Source organism: Pseudaquabacterium rugosum (assembly GCF_038066575.1).
GTDB classification, from domain to species: domain Bacteria; phylum Pseudomonadota; class Gammaproteobacteria; order Burkholderiales; family Burkholderiaceae_C; genus Pseudaquabacterium; species Pseudaquabacterium rugosum.
This window is the reverse complement of sequence record NZ_JBBUTF010000013.1, coordinates 120,027-139,247: the sequence shown is the minus strand read 5'-3', so window position 1 is coordinate 139,247 and position 19,221 is coordinate 120,027. Positions and strand designations below refer to the sequence as shown.

At 71.1% G+C, this 19,221-nt stretch carries 17 protein-coding genes; all 17 read right to left on the bottom strand.

What is annotated here, in order from left to right:
• Positions 1-119 precede the first annotated feature (119 nt).
• Complete coding sequence (locus AACH11_RS15120) at positions 120-1,295, bottom strand: ATP phosphoribosyltransferase regulatory subunit (RefSeq protein WP_341375069.1); 1,176 nt, start codon at positions 1,293-1,295, stop codon at positions 120-122.
• 86 nt (positions 1,296-1,381) lie between these two features.
• On the bottom strand, positions 1,382-1,666 hold the full coding sequence (locus tag AACH11_RS15115) for a DUF2065 domain-containing protein (protein WP_341375068.1): 285 nt from the start codon (positions 1,664-1,666) through the stop codon (positions 1,382-1,384).
• Positions 1,629-2,528, bottom strand: a complete 900-nt coding sequence (gene hflC / locus AACH11_RS15110) for a protease modulator HflC (protein WP_341375067.1) — start codon at positions 2,526-2,528, stop codon at positions 1,629-1,631. Before hflC ends, AACH11_RS15115 begins: the two co-directional genes overlap by 38 nt.
• A 51-nt stretch (positions 2,529-2,579) precedes the next feature.
• Complete coding sequence (hflK, locus tag AACH11_RS15105; RefSeq protein WP_341375129.1) at positions 2,580-3,803, bottom strand: FtsH protease activity modulator HflK; 1,224 nt, start codon at positions 3,801-3,803, stop codon at positions 2,580-2,582.
• 169 nt (positions 3,804-3,972) lie between these two features.
• On the bottom strand, positions 3,973-5,268 hold the full coding sequence (hflX, locus tag AACH11_RS15100; protein WP_423228754.1) for a GTPase HflX: 1,296 nt from the start codon (positions 5,266-5,268) through the stop codon (positions 3,973-3,975).
• A 181-nt stretch (positions 5,269-5,449) separates the two neighbouring features.
• Entirely contained in the window at positions 5,450-5,692 is a 243-nt protein-coding gene (hfq, locus tag AACH11_RS15095) for an RNA chaperone Hfq (protein WP_341375066.1), read from the bottom strand.
• Positions 5,693-5,898: 206 nt separating this feature from the next.
• The gene (gene der, locus AACH11_RS15090) at positions 5,899-7,236 is read right to left on the bottom strand and encodes a ribosome biogenesis GTPase Der (RefSeq protein WP_341375065.1); all 1,338 of its coding nucleotides are present in this window, start codon (positions 7,234-7,236) and stop codon (positions 5,899-5,901) included.
• 80 nt (positions 7,237-7,316) lie between these two features.
• A complete protein-coding gene (locus AACH11_RS15085; protein WP_341375064.1) occupies positions 7,317-8,477 on the bottom strand; it encodes an outer membrane protein assembly factor BamB in 1,161 nt (386 codons plus the stop codon).
• On the bottom strand, positions 8,474-9,172 hold the full coding sequence (locus AACH11_RS15080) for a YfgM family protein (protein ID WP_341375063.1): 699 nt from the start codon (positions 9,170-9,172) through the stop codon (positions 8,474-8,476). Before AACH11_RS15080 ends, AACH11_RS15085 begins: the two co-directional genes overlap by 4 nt.
• A 96-nt stretch (positions 9,173-9,268) precedes the next feature.
• On the bottom strand, positions 9,269-10,573 hold the full coding sequence (gene hisS, locus AACH11_RS15075; RefSeq protein ID WP_341375062.1) for a histidine--tRNA ligase: 1,305 nt from the start codon (positions 10,571-10,573) through the stop codon (positions 9,269-9,271).
• A gap of 97 nt (positions 10,574-10,670) precedes the next feature.
• A complete protein-coding gene (ispG, locus tag AACH11_RS15070) occupies positions 10,671-11,957 on the bottom strand; it encodes a flavodoxin-dependent (E)-4-hydroxy-3-methylbut-2-enyl-diphosphate synthase (protein ID WP_341375061.1) in 1,287 nt (428 codons plus the stop codon).
• A 113-nt stretch (positions 11,958-12,070) separates the two neighbouring features.
• Positions 12,071-13,033, bottom strand: a complete 963-nt coding sequence (locus AACH11_RS15065; RefSeq protein ID WP_341375060.1) for a helix-turn-helix domain-containing protein — start codon at positions 13,031-13,033, stop codon at positions 12,071-12,073.
• A gap of 37 nt (positions 13,034-13,070) precedes the next feature.
• Complete coding sequence (gene pilW, locus AACH11_RS15060) at positions 13,071-13,850, bottom strand: type IV pilus biogenesis/stability protein PilW (RefSeq protein WP_341375059.1); 780 nt, start codon at positions 13,848-13,850, stop codon at positions 13,071-13,073.
• A gap of 232 nt (positions 13,851-14,082) precedes the next feature.
• A complete protein-coding gene (rlmN, locus tag AACH11_RS15055; protein WP_341375058.1) occupies positions 14,083-15,240 on the bottom strand; it encodes a dual-specificity RNA methyltransferase RlmN in 1,158 nt (385 codons plus the stop codon).
• A gap of 120 nt (positions 15,241-15,360) precedes the next feature.
• Positions 15,361-15,789, bottom strand: coding sequence for a nucleoside-diphosphate kinase (gene ndk / locus AACH11_RS15050; protein WP_341375057.1), 429 nt, complete (start codon positions 15,787-15,789; stop codon positions 15,361-15,363).
• A 158-nt stretch (positions 15,790-15,947) separates the two neighbouring features.
• On the bottom strand, positions 15,948-18,248 hold the full coding sequence (locus tag AACH11_RS15045; RefSeq protein WP_341375056.1) for a pseudouridine synthase: 2,301 nt from the start codon (positions 18,246-18,248) through the stop codon (positions 15,948-15,950).
• Positions 18,245-19,045: an SMC-Scp complex subunit ScpB gene (gene scpB, locus AACH11_RS15040; RefSeq protein ID WP_341375055.1), complete on the bottom strand. Its 801-nt coding sequence runs from the start codon at positions 19,043-19,045 to the stop codon at positions 18,245-18,247. Before scpB ends, AACH11_RS15045 begins: the two co-directional genes overlap by 4 nt.
• Between the last annotated feature and the right edge of the window lie 176 nt (positions 19,046-19,221).

The following is a 19,221-nucleotide window of genomic DNA, read 5'->3' as shown; positions in this document are numbered from 1 at the left end:
AGTTGTGGATATCGCCGGCGCACGCCGGCTCAGGCCGCCCTGCACGGGCGGCCGGGTACGGAAAAGGATGGACTGTGGAAAGGGCCCGGGACGCGTACCGGTCGGTGACGCCGGAGCGATCAGGCCAGCTCGCAGGGCCGCAGAACCCAGGCCTCGCCTTGCGCGACCAGTTCACGGTCGCAGGCGAACTCCTCGGTCTCATGGCCGTGGCCGGGCAGGCTGCAGACCACGACATGACCCTGGTCGCGCAGCGCGCGGATCGCCGAACGCAGGGCCGCCTGCTCGCCCCAGGGGGCACGCACGGCGGCACGGCGCGGCGCCGCAGGCAGACATGCGGCAAGCGTCTTGAGATCGGTCGAGAAGCCCACCGCCGGCCGGTTACGGCCGAACACCGCGCCAACCTCGTCGTAGCGGCCGCCACGCAGCACGGCATCGGCCACGCCATGGCGGTAGACCGCGAACCGGGCACCGGTGTAGTAGCCGTAGCCGCCGACATCGGCGAGATCGAAGCCGACCTGCAGGCCCGCGCCCTGGCTGCGCCGCAGATGAGCGGCCAGGGTTGCGAGGTCAGCCAGCGCCGCCTGGATCTGGGGATGACGGGGCAGCAGCTGAGCAGCCCGCTCGAGCACCTCGTCACCGCCGTAGAGGCTGGGCAAGGCCTGCAGCGCACGCCGGACATCGTCGGGCAAACCAGCGGCCAGAGCCTGCACGCGCGGGGCGTCCTTGGCGGCCAGGGCCTCGGCCAGCGCCTGCAGCCGTGCCGCATCACACGAGGCACCGGCCAGCACGCCACGCAGCACACGGGCGTCGGACAGATCGATCACCAGGCGGTCGAGGCCGGCCGTGCGCAGGCAGTCGAGGGCCAGTTCCTGGATCTCCAGATCCGCCTCGATGCCGGCATGACCGTAGAGCTCGGCACCGAGCTGCAGCGGCTCACGCGTGGCCTGGGTCGACGCCGGCCGCGCATGCAGCACCGGTCCGCAATAGCACAGGCGCACCACACCCTCACGGTTGAGCAGATGGGCGTCGATGCGGGCGACCTGTGGCGTGGCATCGGCCCGTACGCCGACCATGCGACCGGACAACTGGTCGACCAGCTTGAAGGTGCGCAGGTCCTGCGGACTGCCCTGCCCGCTGAGCAGGGACTCCAGATGCTCGATCAGCGGCGGCATCACCTGCTCGAAGCCGTAACCGGCTGCCGTCTGCAGCAGGCGACGGCGCAGTTCCTCGAGGCGACGCGCCTCGGCAGGCAACACGTCGGCGATGTGCTCGGGCAGCAGCCAAGCAGAAGACATGGACGTATCCGGGGGGATTAAAAACCGGATTGTACTGGTCGTCCGCGACAGCGCGTGCCACAACCGCACGCGCCGCCCGGCCGACCTCAGCGCCAGATGACGAGAAGCACCCATCCGACGAGCACGCTGGCCAGACCGACGAAGCGCAGCTGACCGTCGCTGAGCTGCAGCATCCGCTCGAACACGCCCCGCCAGACACGCGGCTGGAGCAAGGGCATCAGCCCCTCGACGACCAGCATCAGCCCGAGCGCACCGAGCAGCAGGTCCGATACGGCAGGGCTGTCCATCAGCAGCCGCTGGCGCCCGCCATGGACCACCGCGCGGAGCGGGACCTCACTTGCGGCCGGCAGCCGGTGCAGCGGCGGCACCATTGCCGCGCATCGCGCCGAAGAACTCGACCGATGCCGGATCGACCACCATCACGTCGCCGCGGCTGCGGAAGGTGGTGCGATAGGCCTCGAGGCTGCGGTAGAACTTGGCGAAGGACGGATCACGGCCGAAGGCATCGGCATACAGCGCGCTGGCCTTGGCATCGCCCTCGCCCTTGACCTTCTGCGCATCGCGGTAGGCCTCGGCGATGATGACCTCGCGCTGCTTGTCCGCGTCGGCCCGGATCTTCTCGGCGTCGGCCGCGCCCTGCGAACGCAGTTCGTTGGCGACCTGCTTGCGCTCGGACTCCATGCGGCGATAGACCGACTCGGTGATGTCAGCCACGAAGTCCACGCGCTTGATGCGCACGTCGACGATCTCGATGCCGAAGGCCTTGGACTCCTCGGTCAAGCGCTTGCGCACGTCCTGCATGACCTTGTCGCGTTCGGCAGCCAGCACCCCGCGCACGGTGCGCTTGGTGATTTCCTCGTTGAACGCGGCCTGCACCACCGGACTCAGGCGCGTCTCGAGATTGCGCATGTCGGTGCCGTTGTTGCGGATGAACTGACGGGGCTCGGCGATGCGCCATTTGACCAGCCAGTCGATGACCAGGCTCTTCTTCTCGGCGGTGAAGATCGGGCGGGTCTCGGGGCTGTCGAGCGTCTGCACACGCTTGTCCAGAACGACCACGTTCTGCAGCGGCGGCGGCAGCTTGAACTTCAGGCCGGGCTCATTGATGACTTCCTTGATCTCGCCGAGGGCGTAGACGACGGCGAGCTGGCGCTGGTCGACGACGAACAGCGTCGAGGAGCCCAGCATCAGGGCCAGCAGAGCGCTGGCGACGATCAATCCGATACGGTTCATGGCGTGCGACGGGCGGGGTGGCTCGATGGACGGTCGGGGTGGGCCGTCGGATCAGCGCGACTCGCGGTCGCGGGTGCGCGAGTTGTCGCGCGCACGGGGATCCGTGCTGGTCACGGCACTGGCGCCGTTGGCGGCATCGGCCGGCAGGGCCGTGCCACTGGCGGGAGCGACCGCCGTGGCACCGGCCGGACTCGTGGCGGCCGGCGTGGCCTGCTGCAGCAGCTTGTCCAGCGGCAGGTACAGCATATTGCCGCCCGCCCGGCTGTCGACCATGACCTTGGTGGCGTTGGCGTAGATCTGCTGCATCGTGTCCAGGTACATGCGGTCGCGGGTGACGGCCGGCGCCTTCTGGTACTCGGTGAGCACCGCGCGGAAACGCCCGGCATCACCTTCGGCCTGCGCCACCACGCGCTGCGAGTAGCCCTCGGCCTCTTCCTTCAACCGGGCGGCCGTACCGCGGGCCTTCGGAATGACGTCGGACGCATAGGCCTGACCCTCGTTCTTCAGACGGTCCCGATCGGCGCCGGCCTTGACGGCATCGTTGAACGCGGCCTGCACCTGCTCGGGCACCTGCACGTTCTGCACGTTGACGTTGACCACGAGCACCCCGGCCTTCAGGCGGTCGAGCTGCGACTGGATGCTCTTGACCAGATCGGCCGCGATCGCGTCGCGCGCCTCGTAGAGCACCGAGTCGACGGTGCTGCGACCGACGATCTCGCGGACGGCCGACTCGCTGGCCTGCTCGACCGCCAGATCGGGATCGCGGTTCTCGAACAGATAGGCGCGGGCATCCTTCAACCGGTACTGCACGGTGAAGCGGATGTCGACGATGTTCTCGTCCTGGGTGAGCATCGACGATTCACGCAGACCGGTGACCTGGCCGACACCGCTGCGCCCGACCTCGACCGAGCGCAACTGGGTGACGGAGACCGTCTCGTGGGCCTGGAACGGATAGGGCAGACGCCACTGGAAGCCGGCATCGACCGTCTGGCTGTAGCGGCCGAACGTGGTGATGATGGCCTGCTGGCCTTCCTGCACGATGAAGAAGCCGCTGCCCGCCCAACCCAGGCCGACGACCAGCGCGATCAGGCCGACACCGACGCCGGCGCTCTTCATGTCGGGCTGGAACGAGGGGCCGCCGCCCTCCCCGCCGCTGCGCGGACCGTCCTGGCGGCCACCGCCCTTGCCGCCCATCAGGCCGCTGAGCTTGCGGTTGAAGTCGCGCCAGAGTTCGTCCAGGTCGGGCGGACCATCGTTGCGACCATTGCCGGACATGGCCAGCGGCCGCAGGCGGGCGGCCAGCCCGCCGCACAGCGCACGTGCGGCCACGGCCAGGGCCTGCAGGCGATGGGTGAGCGCCGGCGAACGGGCCGGGGTGTGGCGATCAGGGGCGTCGTAGGTGCTCATGCAGCGGACGGTGTGCGGTACGGGCCGGACACGGCGTTCAGGGGTGTGCGGATGGTAACGTGAGGTCGACGGGGCCCAGGGCCGGATCAGCGGCCGAAGCCGCCGTCTGCCCGTGATCGGCCCACGCCTCGCCGACAGACGGCCCGGCGTCGGACCCGGGCTCTGGCAGGGGCAGGAAACGCACGTCGTCGGTCAACGCGGCTGGCGGCGTCCCCAGGTCGACCGGCGGCGGGCTGAGCACGGCCGCCCAACCTTCGGGGCGCGCGGCCTCGGCCATCAGACGGCGCAGCAGATCCAGACCGCGACCGTCATGGGCGCTGACGAACACGCGCGGCACCCAGCGGCCGTCCGGACGCTGAACCCAGTCCTGCGCCTGACGCGGCGCCGGATCCATGCGGTCGAGCTTGTTGTAGACGATGAGCTGAGGCACCTCGCCGGCACCGATCTCGCGCAGCACGCGCTCGACCTCGTCGCGCTGCTCCTGCAGCACCGGGCTGGAGGCATCGACCACGTGCAGCAGCAGGTCGGCATCGGCCGCCTCCTGCAGCGTGGCCTCGAAGGCCTCGACCAGCTTGTGCGGCAGATCGCGGATGAAGCCGACGGTGTCGGACAGCGAGATGCTGGCACCCAGCTCCTGCAGCCAGAGCGAGCGGGTGGTGGTGTCGAGCGTGGCGAACAGCTGGTCGGCCGCATAGGCACGGGCCTTGACCAGGGCGTTGAACAGCGTGCTCTTGCCGGCATTGGTGTAGCCCACCAGCGAGACACGGAAGGTGCCGCTTCGGTGGCGCTGGCCGCGCTGGGTGTCGCGCTGGCGCTTGACCTTCTGCAGCCGTGCCTTGACGCTCTTGATGCGCTCGTCGAGCATCCGGCGGTCGAGTTCGAGCTGGGCCTCGCCCGGGCCGCCACGGGTGCCGATGCCGCCCCGCTGGCGTTCCAGGTGGCTCCAGCGGCGCACCAGACGGGTGGCCACGTACTGAAGCCGGGCCAGCTCGACCTGCAGCTTGCCTTCATGGCTCTGGGCCCGCTGGGCGAAGATCTCCAGGATCAGCGCGGTGCGATCGGCCACCGGCACGCCCAGGTGGCGTTCGAGGTTGCGCTGCTGCGCAGGACCGAGCGCTTGGTCGAAGATCACGCCCTGGGCGCCGTGGGCCAGCACCAGTTCCTTGATCTCGTCGGCCTTGCCGCTGCCGACGAACAGCGCCGGATCCGGGGCCTTGCGGCGGGCGATCACGCGGGCCACGGCCCGGTCACCGGCCGTGTCGGCCAGCAGGGCCAGCTCGTCGAGCGTGGCGTCGAAGTGGCGGGCATCGCCCAGATCGACACCGACCAGCACCACCGGCAGCGGTGGGTTCCTGGCGGAGTCATCGGCGTTCGCGCGGTGAGCGTCGGAGGGCGTCTGTGTGCTCAAGGCATGGGGCCGGAGGATGGGCGGCCCGTTGTGCGGTGGCGGGCACGCAGCCCGCCACGTTCAGGATCCGGGGGCGGCGTCCGTGCGGGACGGACGCCGGGAACGGTCAGACCTGTTCGGTCGGCTCGTTCGGGTGGAAATTCACCGGGCGGCCGGGCACGACGGTGGAGATCGCGTGCTTGTAGACCATCTGCGTCACCGTGTTGCGCAGCAACACGACGTACTGGTCGAACGATTCGATGTGGCCCTGCAGCTTGATGCCGTTGACCAGATAGATCGACACCGGCACGTGTTCCTTGCGCAGCAGGTTCAGGAAGGGGTCTTGTAGGAGTTGCCCTTTGTTGCTCACGATATGGCTCCGTGTTTGTTCGGAAATGGAAAGGTGTTGGAAGAGCCAGCCTAACACATCGGGGAAAGGCCTGATGGCCTGCGGACCGAGGTGCCCGGAGGCGGCGATGTGCCGCGCCGCAGGACCGCCTGCATCGACCCGGACGAGCGGAAAAAGTTCATTCCGGACCGTCCGACGGGCAGCGCGCGCACCGGCGCGCGCGAGCCTCAGTCCTTGCCGTCGGCGAAGGGGTTGCCGGCCGAGCGCATCTCGATGCGCATGGGCGTGCCGACGAGCTTGAAGTGCGTCCGGATGCGGCCTTCGAGGTAGCGCTTGTACGCATCGCTGACGTGTTCGAGGGACGTGCCGTGCACGACCACGATCGGCGGATTCTGGCCGCCCTGGTGCGCATAGCGCAGCTTCGGCCGCGACAGCCCGGCCCGCTTGGGCGCCTGATGCTCGACCGCCTCGTGGATGAGGCGCGTGAGCACCGGCGTGGGCATCTTGGTGGTGGCCGAACGGTGGGCCTCGGCGATCGCCTTCCAGACCGGGCCCAGGCCCTGGCGCTTGAGGGCGGAGATCTGCAGCACCTCGGCGAACTTCAGGAAGGCCAGACGCTGCTCGATCGACCGCTCGCAGCGCTCGCGCTGGTAGCTGTCGACCGCGTCCCACTTGTTGACGGCGACGACCACCGCACGGCCGCTTTCCAGCGCATAGCCGGCGATGTGCGCATCCTGCTCCGACACGCCCTGGGTCGCGTCCAGCAGCAGCAGCACGACGTTGGCATCGGCGATGGCCTGCAGCGTCTTGACGACCGAGAACTTCTCGATCGCCTCGAAGACCTTGCCCTTGCGGCGCAGGCCGGCGGTATCGATCAGTTCGAAGCGCTGACCGTCACGCTCGAAGTCGACGCTGATCGCGTCGCGCGTGGTGCCCGGCATGTCGAAGGCGACCAGGCGCTCCTCACCCAGCCAGGTATTGATCAGCGTGCTCTTGCCGACGTTGGGCCGGCCGGCGACGGCCAGACGGATGGGACGATCCGTATCATCCGCGGCCTCGTCTTCCTCGTCCTCGGGAAAGTCGTCGAGCGCCGCCTCGATCAGGCTGCGGATGCCCTGGCCGTGGGCCGAGGAGATCGGATGCGGCGTGCCGATGCCCAGCTCATGGAACTCGGCCAGCACCGGCGAGTCCTGCATGCCCTCGGCCTTGTTGACGGCCAGCAGCACGCGCTTGTTGGCCGTGCGCAGATAACGGGCGATGTCATGATCCTGGCCGGAGACGCCGAGGCGGGCGTCGACGACGAAGATCACCGCATCGGCCTCGGCCACCGCGGCCTGGGTCTGGCGCGCCATCTGGGCGACGATGCCGGTCGGCTTCTCGGGTTCGAAGCCGCCGGTGTCGATGACGATGAATTCGCGGCCGCCCTGCTTCGCGTCACCGTAGTGACGGTCGCGGGTCAGGCCGGCGAAGTCGGCGACGATGGCATCCCGGCTCTTGGTCAGCCGGTTGAACAGGGTGGACTTGCCCACATTGGGCCGCCCGACGAGGGCGATCACCGGTTTCATGGTCGTGGGACTCTCTCGGTTCGTTCGGTATCCCCGCGGCGGACGCGGCCCTGGAGGCCGGTCCGCCGCGGGACGGGACATCAGCCGACGCTCAGCGCCAGCAGCAGGCCGCGCGCGGTGCTCACCAGCACCGTGCCGTCGGCCGCACGCAAGGGAGCGACGGCCACCGCACTGCCGTCGGTGGCCAGTCGCTGCAGGGTCTGGCCGTCGTCGCGCGACAGGAAGTGCAGCTGGCCCTGCGCATCGCCGTAGAGCACGGCCTGCGGCAGCACCAGCGGCGCCCCCAGACCGCGGTAGGTCAGGCGCTCGTTGGTCCAGGCGATCTCGCCGGTCTCGGTCTTCCAGGCGCTGACGCGGCCGGCCGCGTCGGCACCGCTGAGCAGCACCGCATCGCCGCCGAGCGCCTGCACGCCGGCCGCCAGGCGGCTCCAGCGCAGCCGGATGCGGGCGACGTCGAAGCAGCCGATGGCGCTCTGGAAAGCCCGCACGCACAGGCTGTCGTCCAGGCGCAGCGCGGGGCCGACCAGGTCGTTCAGACGCTCGACCTCGTTGGTCCCGCGGGGCGGCGTCAGCGGCAGCTCGAAGCGGGTGCTGCCGCGGGTCGGATCGAGCCCGACCAGGTTGGCGCCCTGCCCGACCAGCAGCGTGTCGCGCCAGGGCATCAGCACCGCGCGTTGCGACAGCGTCAGCAGTTCGCCACCGCTGCGCTGGTAGCTCCACAGCCGACGACCATCCAGCGCGTCGAAGGCCAGCACCTCGCGGTCGACGCCGAGCACGAACACGCGCTCACCGGCGACCAGCGGCGCGGTGGCCACGGCCGACTTCAGCGCCGCCTTCCAGGCCAGCCGGCCGCGGTCGAGCACGCGCAGCTCGTTGTCGCGGGTGACGGCGGCGGTGAAGCGGCCATCGTGGCCGACGGCCGCCGAGAGCGGCGCGCCGAACTCGGCGCGCCACTGCTCGGCGCCGCTGGCGGTCTGCCAGGCCACGACCCGACCGTCATCGCCGGCACAGATGAACTGGTCGCCGCGCAGCAGCGGTTGCAGCGGATGCGGCAGGGCCGAGACGCGGGCCCGCCAGAGCTCGCGCACCGGCAGCTTCGGCGTGTAGGCCTCGAGCGCGGCCGGCTTGGGGGCATCCGACGAACAGCCCGCCAGGACGGCCGAGCCGCCCGCCGCAGCCAGGCCTGCGAGCAAGGTGCGGCGGTGCAGCGGCGCGGCGATCGGCGCGGGGTGCAGGCTCACTTGGCCGACCCCGCAGCGGTTGACGCGGCAGCCCCTGCCGCCACAGCCGCGGCCGCGCCCGGCGCCGCACCGGCGGCCGTCAGCTTGGCTTCGACCAGATTGCGGTAGTCCAGCGTGGCGGGCATGCCGGCCCAGGCCGTCTGCCAGGCCTTGACGGCCTCGTCGCGCTGGCCACGGGCCATCGCCAGATCACCGCGGCGGTCGGCCACCAGGGCCGCGAAGGCCGGATCGGTGGCCGCGTCCAGCACCTTGGCCGCCTCGTCATGCTTGGCCTCGGCGATCAACAGACCGGCCAGGCGCAGACGGGCGATCGTGCGGTACTGGTCGTCTCCCTTGTCGGCCAGCCAGGCCAGCGTGGTGCGGGCGGCCTCGGCCTGGCCCTTGTCGGCCTGCAGGCTGGCGGTCAGCAGCGCGCCCTGGGCGGCCTGGGTGGTGCCGGCGTAGCGGTCCTTCAGATCGGCGAACAGCCGGCCCGCGCGCTCGACATCGGCCGTCACCGCGGCCTTGTCCAGCTCGTCGTACAGGCCGGCGGCCTTGGCCGCCTGCTCGCGCTGCCACCAGTTCCAGCCGTTCCACGCGGCGAAGGCGCACAGCACCAGCGTCAGCGTCCAGGTGATGACATTGCCCCAGCGGGCCCAGAAGGCCTTGAGCTCGTCGATCTGTTCCTGCTCTTGCAGGTCGAGGGTGTTGGCCATGGATGCCGCTCGTCGTGTTCCGGAAATCTGCCTACGCCGGCCCGGCCCGCCCCTGCCCAGCAGAGTGCGACCCAGGGCCGACGCCAAAGCGCGCGATTATGCGTCGCGCAGCATCGCGGCCCAGCCGGCCACCGCGGCCAGGGGCTGCAGCGTCTGCGCCGCGGGCTGGCCGTCGGCTGCGGCGCGCAGCGGCTTGACGGCCACTTCGCCGCGGGCCAGCTCGTCGCCGCCGAAGATCAGCGCGAAGCGCGCGCCGCTGCCGTCGGCCTTCTTGAACTGCGACTTCATGCTGCCCCAGCCGTCCTTGCCACCGGCGTGCATCAGCACGGCCACACCGGCCGCGCGCAGCTGCTCGATCACCGGCACCACCTGCTGCAGGCTGGCGGCATCCGGGATCACGGCATAGGCATCGGGCGCGGTCGATGGCGCCTCGACCGCGCACTCCTTGAGCAGCTCGATCACGCGCTCGATGCCCAGGCCCCAGCCCACGCCCGGCGCCGGCTTGCCGCCCATCATCGCCATCAGGCCGTCGTAGCGGCCACCGCCGCAGACCGTGCCCTGCGCGCCCAGGCGCGGGGTGATCCACTCGAAGACGGTGTGGGTGTAGTAGTCCATGCCGCGCACCAGGCGCGGGTTGACCGTGTAGGCCTGGCCGACGGCGTCCAGCGCCGCCTTGACCGCGTCGAAGTGGCGGCGGCTGTCCTCGCCGAGGTAGTCGGCCAGCTTCGGCGCCGCCTCGACCAGGGCCTGCATGGCCGGGTTCTTGGTGTCGAGGATGCGCAGCGGGTTGCTGTGCAGGCGGCGCCTGGCCTCTTCGTCGAGCTGGTCGATGTGCGCCTCGAAGTGGGCGATCAGCGCCGCACGATGCGCGTTGCGCTCGGCCGGCACGCCCAGGCTGTTGAGCTCCAGGCGCACGTCCTCGGGCTTCAGGCCCAGATCGCGCCAGAGGCTGCGCGCCATCAGGATGACCTCGGCGTCGACCTCCGGCCCGCCCAGGCCCAGGGCCTCGACACCGACCTGGTGGAACTGGCGATAACGGCCACGTTGCGGACGCTCGTGGCGGAACATCGGGCCGATGTAGTACAGGCGCTTGCCGCCGTCATAGAGCATCGAGTGCTCGATGGCCGCGCGCACCACGCCGGCGGTGTTCTCCGGGCGCAGCGTCAACTGGTCGCCGTTCATGCTGTCCTCGAAGGAGTACATCTCCTTCTCGACGATGTCGGTGACCTCGCCCAGGCCGCGCACGAACAGCGCGGTCGGCTCGACGATCGGGGTGCGGATGTTGGCGTAGCCATAACGGCGCATCAGCGCGCGCACCTGGTCCTCGAACCATTCCCAGCGCGCCGATTCCGGCGGCAGCAGGTCGTTCATGCCTTTGACGGCTTGCAGGATCTCGGCCATGGGTCTGTGTTCTTCTGCGTGAGGATGAAAAGCAAACGGCCGGCGTCAGGGGCGCGCCGGCCGCGGAATCGATGGACGGTGGTCCCGAAGCCGGCGATCAGCGCGCGCCGTAGCGCCGCTCGATGTAGCGCTCGACGATCTGGTGGAACTCGCGCGCGATGCCCTCGCCGCGCAGCGTCATCGCCTTCTCGCCGTCGATGAAGACGGGGGCGGCCGGGCTCTCGCCGTTGCCCGGCAGGCTGATGCCGATGTCGGCATGTTTGCTCTCGCCAGGACCGTTGACGATGCAGCCCATGACGGCCACCTTCATGTTCTCGACGCCCGGGTACTGGTCGCGCCAGACCGGCATCATCATGCGCAGGTGGTCGTCGATCTGCTTGGCCAGCTCCTGGAAGGTGGTGCTGGTGGTGCGGCCGCAGCCCGGGCAGGCCGTCACGCTGGGATTGAAGGCGCGCAGGCCGAGCGACTGCAGGATCTCGAGCGCGACGACGACCTCCTGCGTGCGGGCCTCGCCGGGCTGCGGCGTCAGGCTGACGCGGATGGTGTCGCCGATGCCCTCCTGCAGCAGCTGGCCGAGCGCCACCGCCGAGGCCACCGTGCCCTTGGTGCCCATGCCGGCCTCGGTCAGCCCCAGGTGCAGCGCGTGGTCACAGCGCTGCGCCAGGGCGCGGTAGACCGAGATCAGGTCCTGCACGCCGCTGACCTTGCAGCTGATGATGATGTTGTCCGGATTCAGACCTTCCTCGCGCGCCCAGGCGGCGCTGTCGAGGGCCGACTGCACCAGCGCCTGGTACATCACCTGCTTGGTGTCCCAGGGCCGGGCACGGCGGCCGTTCTCGTCCATCAGCCGGGCCATCAGCTCCTGGTCCAGGCTGCCCCAGTTGACGCCGATGCGCACCACCTTGTCCCAGCGGATGGCGGCCTCGATCATCTGGGCGAACTGGCGGTCGCGCTTGTCACCCTTGCCGACATTGCCCGGGTTGATGCGGTACTTGCTGAGCGCCTGCGCGCACTCGGGGTAGTCGGTCAGCAGCGTGTGGCCGTTGTAGTGGAAGTCACCGACCAGCGGCACCGGCACGCCCATGCGGTCGAGCTGCTCGCGGATCGCCGGCACGGCCTTGGCCGCCTCCGGCGTGTTGACGGTGATGCGCACCAGCTCGGAGCCGGCCTGGGCCAGCTCCTTGACCTGGATCGCGGTCTCGATGACGTCGACCGTGTCGGTGTTGGTCATCGACTGCACGCGCACCGGGGCATCGCCGCCGATGGTCACCACATGGTCGCCCCAGGTCACACGGGCCTGGCGGCTGCGCCGCGGCGCCGGCTGTGCGACGTCGATCAGCAGCGGCTCGACCGGGTTGGCGGGAAAGGACGGGTCAGCGGACATGGTGGATTCGGAGACGGTGTCAGAAACGGGCTGGCGGACAGGCGGGCGGACGTCGGGGCGACTCGGTGGGCAGGCCGCCGCTCACAGTCCGATGCCGCGAGCGGCACCGGGGTTCACTGCAGCACGACGGTGCGCACGTTGCCCTGGGCACCGCTGCGCAGATCGACCGGCTGGCCGCGGAAGGCCAGCTCGGTGCCGGCCACGTTGCCGACGCGCACGCGCAGCGGCAGCGGCGCGTTGAACTCGACCACCTCGCCCGACTTGAACAGGCGCCCCGCCAGCACCTTGCCACGACCATCGCTGACCTGGATCCAGGCATCGGCCGTGACGCGCAGCACGGCGCGGTCCGCCGGATCGGCCCCCGCGACCGCGATCACGCTGGCCGAGGCCGACGCGGAGGCGACGCCGGCCGCGACCGGCGCGGACACCGCCGCGGCAGAGGCCGCCCCGGCAGCGGCCGGCGCGACGGCTCCGGCGATCACACCGACAGCCGATGCCACCGACGACGCGGCCTGGGCCACCATGCCGCCCGCCGCCGAAGCCGCGACCGCCACCGGTGCGGCCACCGCGGAGGCCGCAACCGCCGGCAGGCCGGCCAGCGCGGAGGCCGCCTCGGGCGGTGCCTCGGCCGCAGCCGCGGCCGCGGCCGAAGCCGCCTCGTCGGCCGCCTCGAGGACCGGCTGGGGTGTCGGCACCAGCACGAAGGCGGCGGCGGCGGCGAGCAGCACGGCCACGGCCCAGGGCACCGGGCGCTGCCACGGCGCCCAACGCAGCGGCTCACCGGCCACGCGCGGGTCCTTGAACGGCCGCCCCAGGCTGGTGTCCTGCCACTGCATGGTCGTCGCGGCGCCGCCCTGCGGCAGCAGGGCCAGCACCGGCGCCGCCTCGATCTTCAACACCCGGCACAGCGTCTTGGCCAGCGCACGGGTGAAGGTGGCGTCAGGAAAGACCTCGTGGTGGTCGGCCTCCAGCGCCTCGAGCTTGGCCGGCGGCACCTTGACGATGGCCGCCAGCGCCGGCAGTTGCAGTCCCTGGCGCAGCCGCGCAGCGCGCAGCAGGGCACCGGCACTCGGCACGGCAGATGCGGCGGACTCCGCCGCAGGTCGCGTGGGCTCAGTCATCGAATCGCCCCCCTTCATACAGCGAAGTCTCGGGTGCTTGCGGGAATCGCGTGCGCAACTGCTCGCCCAGCACCCGCTCGGCGGCCCCTTGGCCGAGCCGGCGCTCGATGCGCAAGGCCAGCCACAGCGACTGGGCATTGACCGCATCGGCGTTCTGGTTGACGCGCGAAATGTAGAAGCGTGCCCGTTCGTCGTCACCGCGACGGTGCAGCACCTCGGCCAGACTGTAGCCGGCCACCGGATTGGACGGATCGAGCTCGTAGGCCCGCATCAGCGCCTGCTCGGCCGCCGGCCACTGCCCGGCGCGGCCGTAGCACACGCCGCGCGCCAGCCAGGTGCGCAGCGCATCCCGGTAGCCGGGCAGGCGCAGCAGGGCCTCGAACTGGGTCTGCGCATCGGCGTAGGCGCCGCGCTGACACAGCGTCCAGGCCCGGTTGTGCATGATGGCCCCGTCGTCGGGGCTGAGCTGCAGCGCCTGGCGGAAGCTCTCGTCGGCGAGCCGGTCCTGCCCGATGGCGGCATAGATCAGGCCGCGCAGGTTGTAGGCCTCGGGCAGATCGGGGCTGATCTGCAGCGCACGCTTGACATCATCGAGCGCGGTGTCGAACTGGCCGCGGCCGAAATAGGCGGCCGCCAGCTCCAGCCGGCTGCGCGCACGCTTCTGTGCGTCCGTGCGATCGACATCGGTCTGCGGCCCCTGGGAGGCAGAAGGCAGCGGCGCGCAGCCGCCGAGCAGGGCCGGACCGGCGGTCGACAGCGCGATCCACAGCACCAGGCACGCACCACGCCGGACGGCGTACGGGCGGCCGGGGCTCGGCTGGATCGGTCTCGGGACAGAGGAGAAACGGGACAGGACGGACGACTTCATGCAGACGGACCCGTGGCGAAGGCAGTCTCCGATCCTAACCACTGTGACACCGGGCATCCGCGGCAGCGGCAGGCGCATGGCGTCAAGCGCTGCACACCCGCGTGCCAGGGTGACGGCCTGCGTACGGCCATGGGGATCAGGCGTCGCGGGCGACGATGGAGATCGCCGGCCGGGTCAGCCGCTCATGGACGCGGGTGCGGTCCTGCACCTCGCCCGCCAGCTGGCCGCAGGCGGCGTCGATGTCGTCACCGCGCGTCTTGCGCACGGTGGTGACGATGCCGGCGTCCTGCAGCCGGGCCGCGAAGGCCAGCACCCGCTCCCGCGACGAACGCTTGAGCCCCGAGGCCGGGAAGGGATTGAACGGAATCAGGTTGAGCTTGCACGGCACGGCGGCGGTGCCGGCCTGACCGCGCACCAGCGCGATCAGGCGCTTCGCGTGCTCGTCCTGGTCATTGACGCCATCGAGCATGCAGTACTCGAAGGTGATGAAGTCGCGCGGCGCACGGTCCAGGTAGGACGCGCAGGCGGCCATCAGTTCGGCCAGCGGGTACTTGCGGTTCAGCGGCACCAGTTGGTCGCGCAGCGCGTCATCGGGCGCGTGCAGCGAGACGGCGAGCGCGACCGGACAGTCCTCGCGCAGGCGCTCGATCATCGGCACCACGCCGGAGGTCGAGACCGTCACCCGGCGGCGCGACAGGCCGTAGCCATGGTCGTCGAGCATCGCGCGCAGCGCCGGCAGCAAGGCGCCGTAGTTCTGCAGCGGCTCGCCCATGCCCATCATCACCACGTTGGTGATCACGCGCGGCGTGGCGACCGCCGCACCCGCGCGGCCACCGGCCGGACCGAGGCGCTCGCGCAGCTGGTGCTCGGCGTACCAGAGCTGGGCGAGGATCTCGCCGGTGCTCAGGTTGCGGCTGAAGCCCTGGTGGCCGGTCGAGCAGAAACGGCAGCCGACGGCACAGCCGGCCTGCGAGCTCACGCACAGCGTGCCGCGGTCATCTTCGGGGATGAAGACGCTCTCGACGGCATTGCCGGCACCGACGTCGAACAGCCACTTGACCGTGCCGTCGGACGAGTTCTGAGCGGTCAGCACCGGCAGGCCCTGCACGGTGGCCTCGGCGGCCAGCGTGGTCCGCAAGGACTTGGCCAGATCGGTCATGCGGGCGAAATCGGCCTCGCCGCGCTGGTGCAGCCAACGGAAGAGCTGCACCGCGCGGAAGCGTTTCTCGCCGCGCGCCTCGCACCAGGCGGTGAGCCCGTCGAGGTCGAAATCGAGGAGGTTGACGGTCGTCATGCGCACTCCGGACGGGCGCCGGCCCGTGCGAGAACCCGCACGAGGCGGGCCGTCGACAGCGGGCGGCACATGAGGACCGTCACCTCAGGGGGAACGTCGGATCAGGACGTCGACGTCGGCTCAGCGGCCGGCGTAGACGTTCATGCCCGGGAAGAAGAACGCCACTTCGGCAGCGGCGGTCTCGGCGGCGTCGGAGCCGTGGACGGCGTTGGCGTCGATCGAGTCGGCGAAGTCGGCGCGGATGGTGCCCTTGTCGGCCTTCTTCGGGTCGGTGGCGCCCATCAGCTCACGGTTCTTCAGGATGGCGCCTTCGCCTTCCAGGGCCTGGATCATCACCGGGCCGGAGATCATGAAGCTGACCAGGTCGTTGAAGAACGGACGCGCCTTGTGCACGGCGTAGAAGGCCTCGGCCTCGCCACGCGACAGGTGCACCATCTTGGCGGCGACGACCTTCAGGCCGGCCGCTTCGAAGCGGGCGTAGATCTGGCCGATGACGTTCTTGGCAACGGCGTCGGGCTTGATGATCGAGAGGGTGCGTTCGATGGCCATGTGGATTGCTCCTTGCTACGGATCTTGAAGGAAAAACCCGGGATTCTAGCCGGGGCCCGTGTCAGGCCCCGGTCAGCCCGGGTGAAGGAATGACGCACGGCGGACGGTGCGGCCGCCACGGGCGCAGCCGGAGCGCCGCCCGCCTGCGGCGTCGAGGGTCAGCGCGGACCGCGACGGCGCTTGTTGCCGCCGTTGCCACCACCACCGCCGCCACCGTTGCCACCACCACCACCACCGCCGTTGCCCCCGCTGCCGAAGCCCTGGAACTTGCGGACGAAGGCATCGGCACCGATGTAGCCGACAGCCGTCTTCATCGGGTCCGGCTGGCCGCCGTTGCCGCCAGCGCCACCGCCTCCCTTGCGCTTGCCGCCGAAGGGGTTGGCCTTCTGGACGAAGCGTTTGTCGTAGGTCTGCTCGAGCGGGTTGGGGATCGGACCATCCTCGTCCCACTGCCGGCGCGGCTGGTGCGCCTCGCGGATCGCGCGCTTGTCGAAGGTCTGCATCAACGGGTTCGGGATGCGGGCGAACTCGTCGCTCTCGCGCGGCTCGCGACGCGCACGCGGCTCCTGCGGCTTGCGGTCGGCCTGGATGCGGTCGACCGGACGCTCGCCCTGGCGCTCACCCGGACGACCCTCACCCTGGCGCGGTCCCTTGCCACCCCGGTTCTGGCCACCGCCCTGCGGGCCCTTGCCCTGCGGCGCGGCCCCCATGGGCGCACCGTCACCCCGGCCGACCGCACCCGGACCCCGGGCGGGCTTGTTGCCGTGACGGCCCTTGGCCGGGCCACGCGGCGGCAGCGCCTCGCGCTCGCCGTCGCTCTCGACCGGTTGCGGACGACCGCCGCGCTGCGGCGCACTGGCCAGATAACGCAGGTCGGCAACCTCGTCGCGGCTCAGGTCGACCCAGACACCGCGCTTGAGGCCGCGCGGCAGCACCACGCAACCGTAGCGGATGCGGATCAGGCGGCTGACGCCCAGACCCACCTTGTCGAACAGCTTGCGCACCTCGCGGTTGCGGCCTTCGGTGATGACGACGCGGTACCAGCGGTTGACGCCTTCGCCGCCGCCGTCCTCGATCGACTTGAAGCCGGCGCGCTGGCCGTCGATCTCGACGCCGGCCAGCAGCTTCTCGCGGGCCTCGCTGTCGAGCGAGCCCAGCGTGCGCACGGCGTACTCGCGCTCGACGCCGAAGCGCGGGTGCATCAGCTGGTTGGCCAGTTCACCCGAGTTGGTGAACAGCAGCAGGCCTTCGGTGTTGATGTCCAGCCGACCCACCGACTGCCACTTGCCCTGCGGCAGACGCGGCAGGCGGCGGAAGACGGTCGGACGGTGCTGCGGATCGTCATGGGTGACGACCTCGCCGACCACCTTGTGGTACGCGATGACACGGGCCGGCAGCGGATTGATGCGGACCTTGATGACCTTGCCACCGACGGCGATGCGGTCGCCGAAGGACACGCGCTGGCCGGTGTGGGCGACCTGGCCGTTGACGGTCACGCGGCCGTCGACGATCAGCTGCTCCATGTCGCGGCGCGAGCCGATGCCGGCCTGGGCCAGCACCTTGTGCAGCTTCGGCGCATCGGGTTCGGGCGCCAGCACGCGGCGCTCGACCTCGGCATCGACATCGGCCGCCGGCTCGGCGTCGTAGTCGCCCGACAGCACCGAGGCGAAGGTCTCGCCGACATCGCCGACGATCACACGGCCGGCCGGGGCCTCGACGGCCTCTTCCTCGGCCTCGTCGTCGCGGGCCGGCACGGTGACGACGTGGAAGTCCTCGTCGGGCACCCGGTCCGGACGCTCGCGGTGCAGACGTTCGCGGCGCTCGCGGCGGCGCGAACCGGCACCGTCACCCCGGGCATCGGCGGAATCGTCGCCGGCATCACCGGCATCACCGTCGACGGCCGGCTCGGCCGGAGCATCGGCTGCGGCGTGCGTCGGCGCGGCGTCGGTCGACGTGACGGCGGCGTCCGCACGGGCGGGCCGGCGGCGGCCCCGGCCCGCCGGCCGGGCCTCGGCCTGCGGCGCGCCTTCGGCGGCGTCGACCGGAGCCGACACCGGCTCGGCGACCGGCGCGGCCGGCTCGACGACCTCCGCGGACTCGACCCCCATCGACGGGACGACGGACTCAGCCGCCTTGCGGCGTGGCGCACGCTTGCGGGCCGGCGCCTCGGCGACCGGCTCGGCGGCCGGCTCGACCGCGGGCGCGGCCGGCGTGGGCTCGGCGACCGCCGGCGCTGCGGACTCGGCCCCCTCGGCGCTCACCTCGTCGACCTTGCGGCGACGGGTCCGCGGCTTGGCCGGCGCGGCGGGCGCCTCGGCGGCGACCGGCGGTGCCTCGACGGCCGCCTCGACCACGGTCTTGCGGGCCGGGCTGCGGCGGCGCTTGGGCGCTGCTGCGCCGGCGTCGGCGGCGTCCGCGGTCGGCTCGACCGGGTTCTCAGGGGTGTCGGATGCGTTCATGCGTGCACGTCAGGGGAAGATGCCTCGCCTGGCTGCGGCGCGGCTGGGGGTTCGGAGCCGGCACGGGAGGCCGGATCGGTGGCGGCAGCCGACAGGGCCACCGCAGAAAGTTCGGGAACGGCATCCGCGGTCACGGACGCCAGGGAAAGATCGTCGGCCGGCGCGGCCGTGGCGAGCACGGTCGCAGCACCCGTCACGGCCTCGTCCAGCGGCAAGGGCACCTGCTCGCCGTCGAGCGGCAGCAGACTGCCCTGCGCGGTTCCCGGATCGAAGCGGGCGGCGTCGGGCAGTGCCTCGAGCGGCGGCAGTTCGTCCAGGCTCTTCAGACCGAGGTCATCCAGAAACTGGCGCGTGGTCGCGTACAGCGCGGGCCGGCCCGGGGCTTCGCGGTAGCCGATGGCCTCGATCCAGCCCCGCTCCTCGAGCTGCTTGACGATCTGGGTGCTGACCGTCACGCCGCGGATGTCCTCGATGTCGCCGCGGGTGACCGGCTGGCGGTAGGCGATGATGGACAGCGTCTCCATCGTGGCCCGCGAATAGCGGGGCGGCTTCTCGGGGTGCAGGCGGTCGAGGTAGACGCGCATCTCGGGCCGGCTCTGGAATCGCCAGCCGCTGGCCAGCGCGACGAGCTCGACGCCGCGGCCGCGCCAGTCCTGCACCAGCTCGTCCAGCAGGCCGCGCAGCGTGTCGGGGCCGACCGCGTCGTCGAACAGCGCACGCAACTCGCGCAGCGGCAAGGGCTGCTGGGCACAGATGAGGGCCGTCTCGAGGACGCGCTTGGCCTCGTGGGTGTTCATGGAGCGGCGGTGGAACCGTGGGCCGGCGATCGGCCGGTGGCACGCAAGGGACGCATCGAGCGGACGACTGCGGCGGCTGCTGGGTGCGCGCACCGGCCACGCCGGAGGCGGAGGACGGGCGCTGGGACGGTCTGGACGGACATCAGAGGTGCCGGCACGGCAACCTCGATGACCAC

What these genes read in the sequence shown, in the direction of transcription:
- hflK (WP_341375129.1), bottom strand. Translation starts at nt 3,803, where the DNA reads ATGTCCGGCAATGGTCGCAACGATGGTCCGCCCGACCTGGACGAACTC.
- hisS (WP_341375062.1), bottom strand. Translation starts at nt 10,573, where the DNA reads ATGGCCGAGATCCTGCAAGCCGTCAAAGGCATGAACGACCTGCTGCCG.
- AACH11_RS15120 (WP_341375069.1), bottom strand. Translation starts at nt 1,295, where the DNA reads ATGTCTTCTGCTTGGCTGCTGCCCGAGCACATCGCCGACGTGTTGCCT.
- ndk (WP_341375057.1), bottom strand. Translation starts at nt 15,789, where the DNA reads ATGGCCATCGAACGCACCCTCTCGATCATCAAGCCCGACGCCGTTGCC.
- AACH11_RS15115 (WP_341375068.1), bottom strand. Translation starts at nt 1,666, where the DNA reads ATGGTGCCGCCGCTGCACCGGCTGCCGGCCGCAAGTGAGGTCCCGCTC.
- AACH11_RS15045 (WP_341375056.1), bottom strand. Translation starts at nt 18,248, where the DNA reads ATGAACGCATCCGACACCCCTGAGAACCCGGTCGAGCCGACCGCGGAC.
- rlmN (WP_341375058.1), bottom strand. Translation starts at nt 15,240, where the DNA reads ATGACGACCGTCAACCTCCTCGATTTCGACCTCGACGGGCTCACCGCC.
- der (WP_341375065.1), bottom strand. Translation starts at nt 7,236, where the DNA reads ATGAAACCGGTGATCGCCCTCGTCGGGCGGCCCAATGTGGGCAAGTCC.
- scpB (WP_341375055.1), bottom strand. Translation starts at nt 19,045, where the DNA reads ATGAACACCCACGAGGCCAAGCGCGTCCTCGAGACGGCCCTCATCTGT.
- AACH11_RS15080 (WP_341375063.1), bottom strand. Translation starts at nt 9,172, where the DNA reads ATGGCCAACACCCTCGACCTGCAAGAGCAGGAACAGATCGACGAGCTC.
- ispG (WP_341375061.1), bottom strand. Translation starts at nt 11,957, where the DNA reads ATGTCCGCTGACCCGTCCTTTCCCGCCAACCCGGTCGAGCCGCTGCTG.
- hflC (WP_341375067.1), bottom strand. Translation starts at nt 2,528, where the DNA reads ATGAACCGTATCGGATTGATCGTCGCCAGCGCTCTGCTGGCCCTGATG.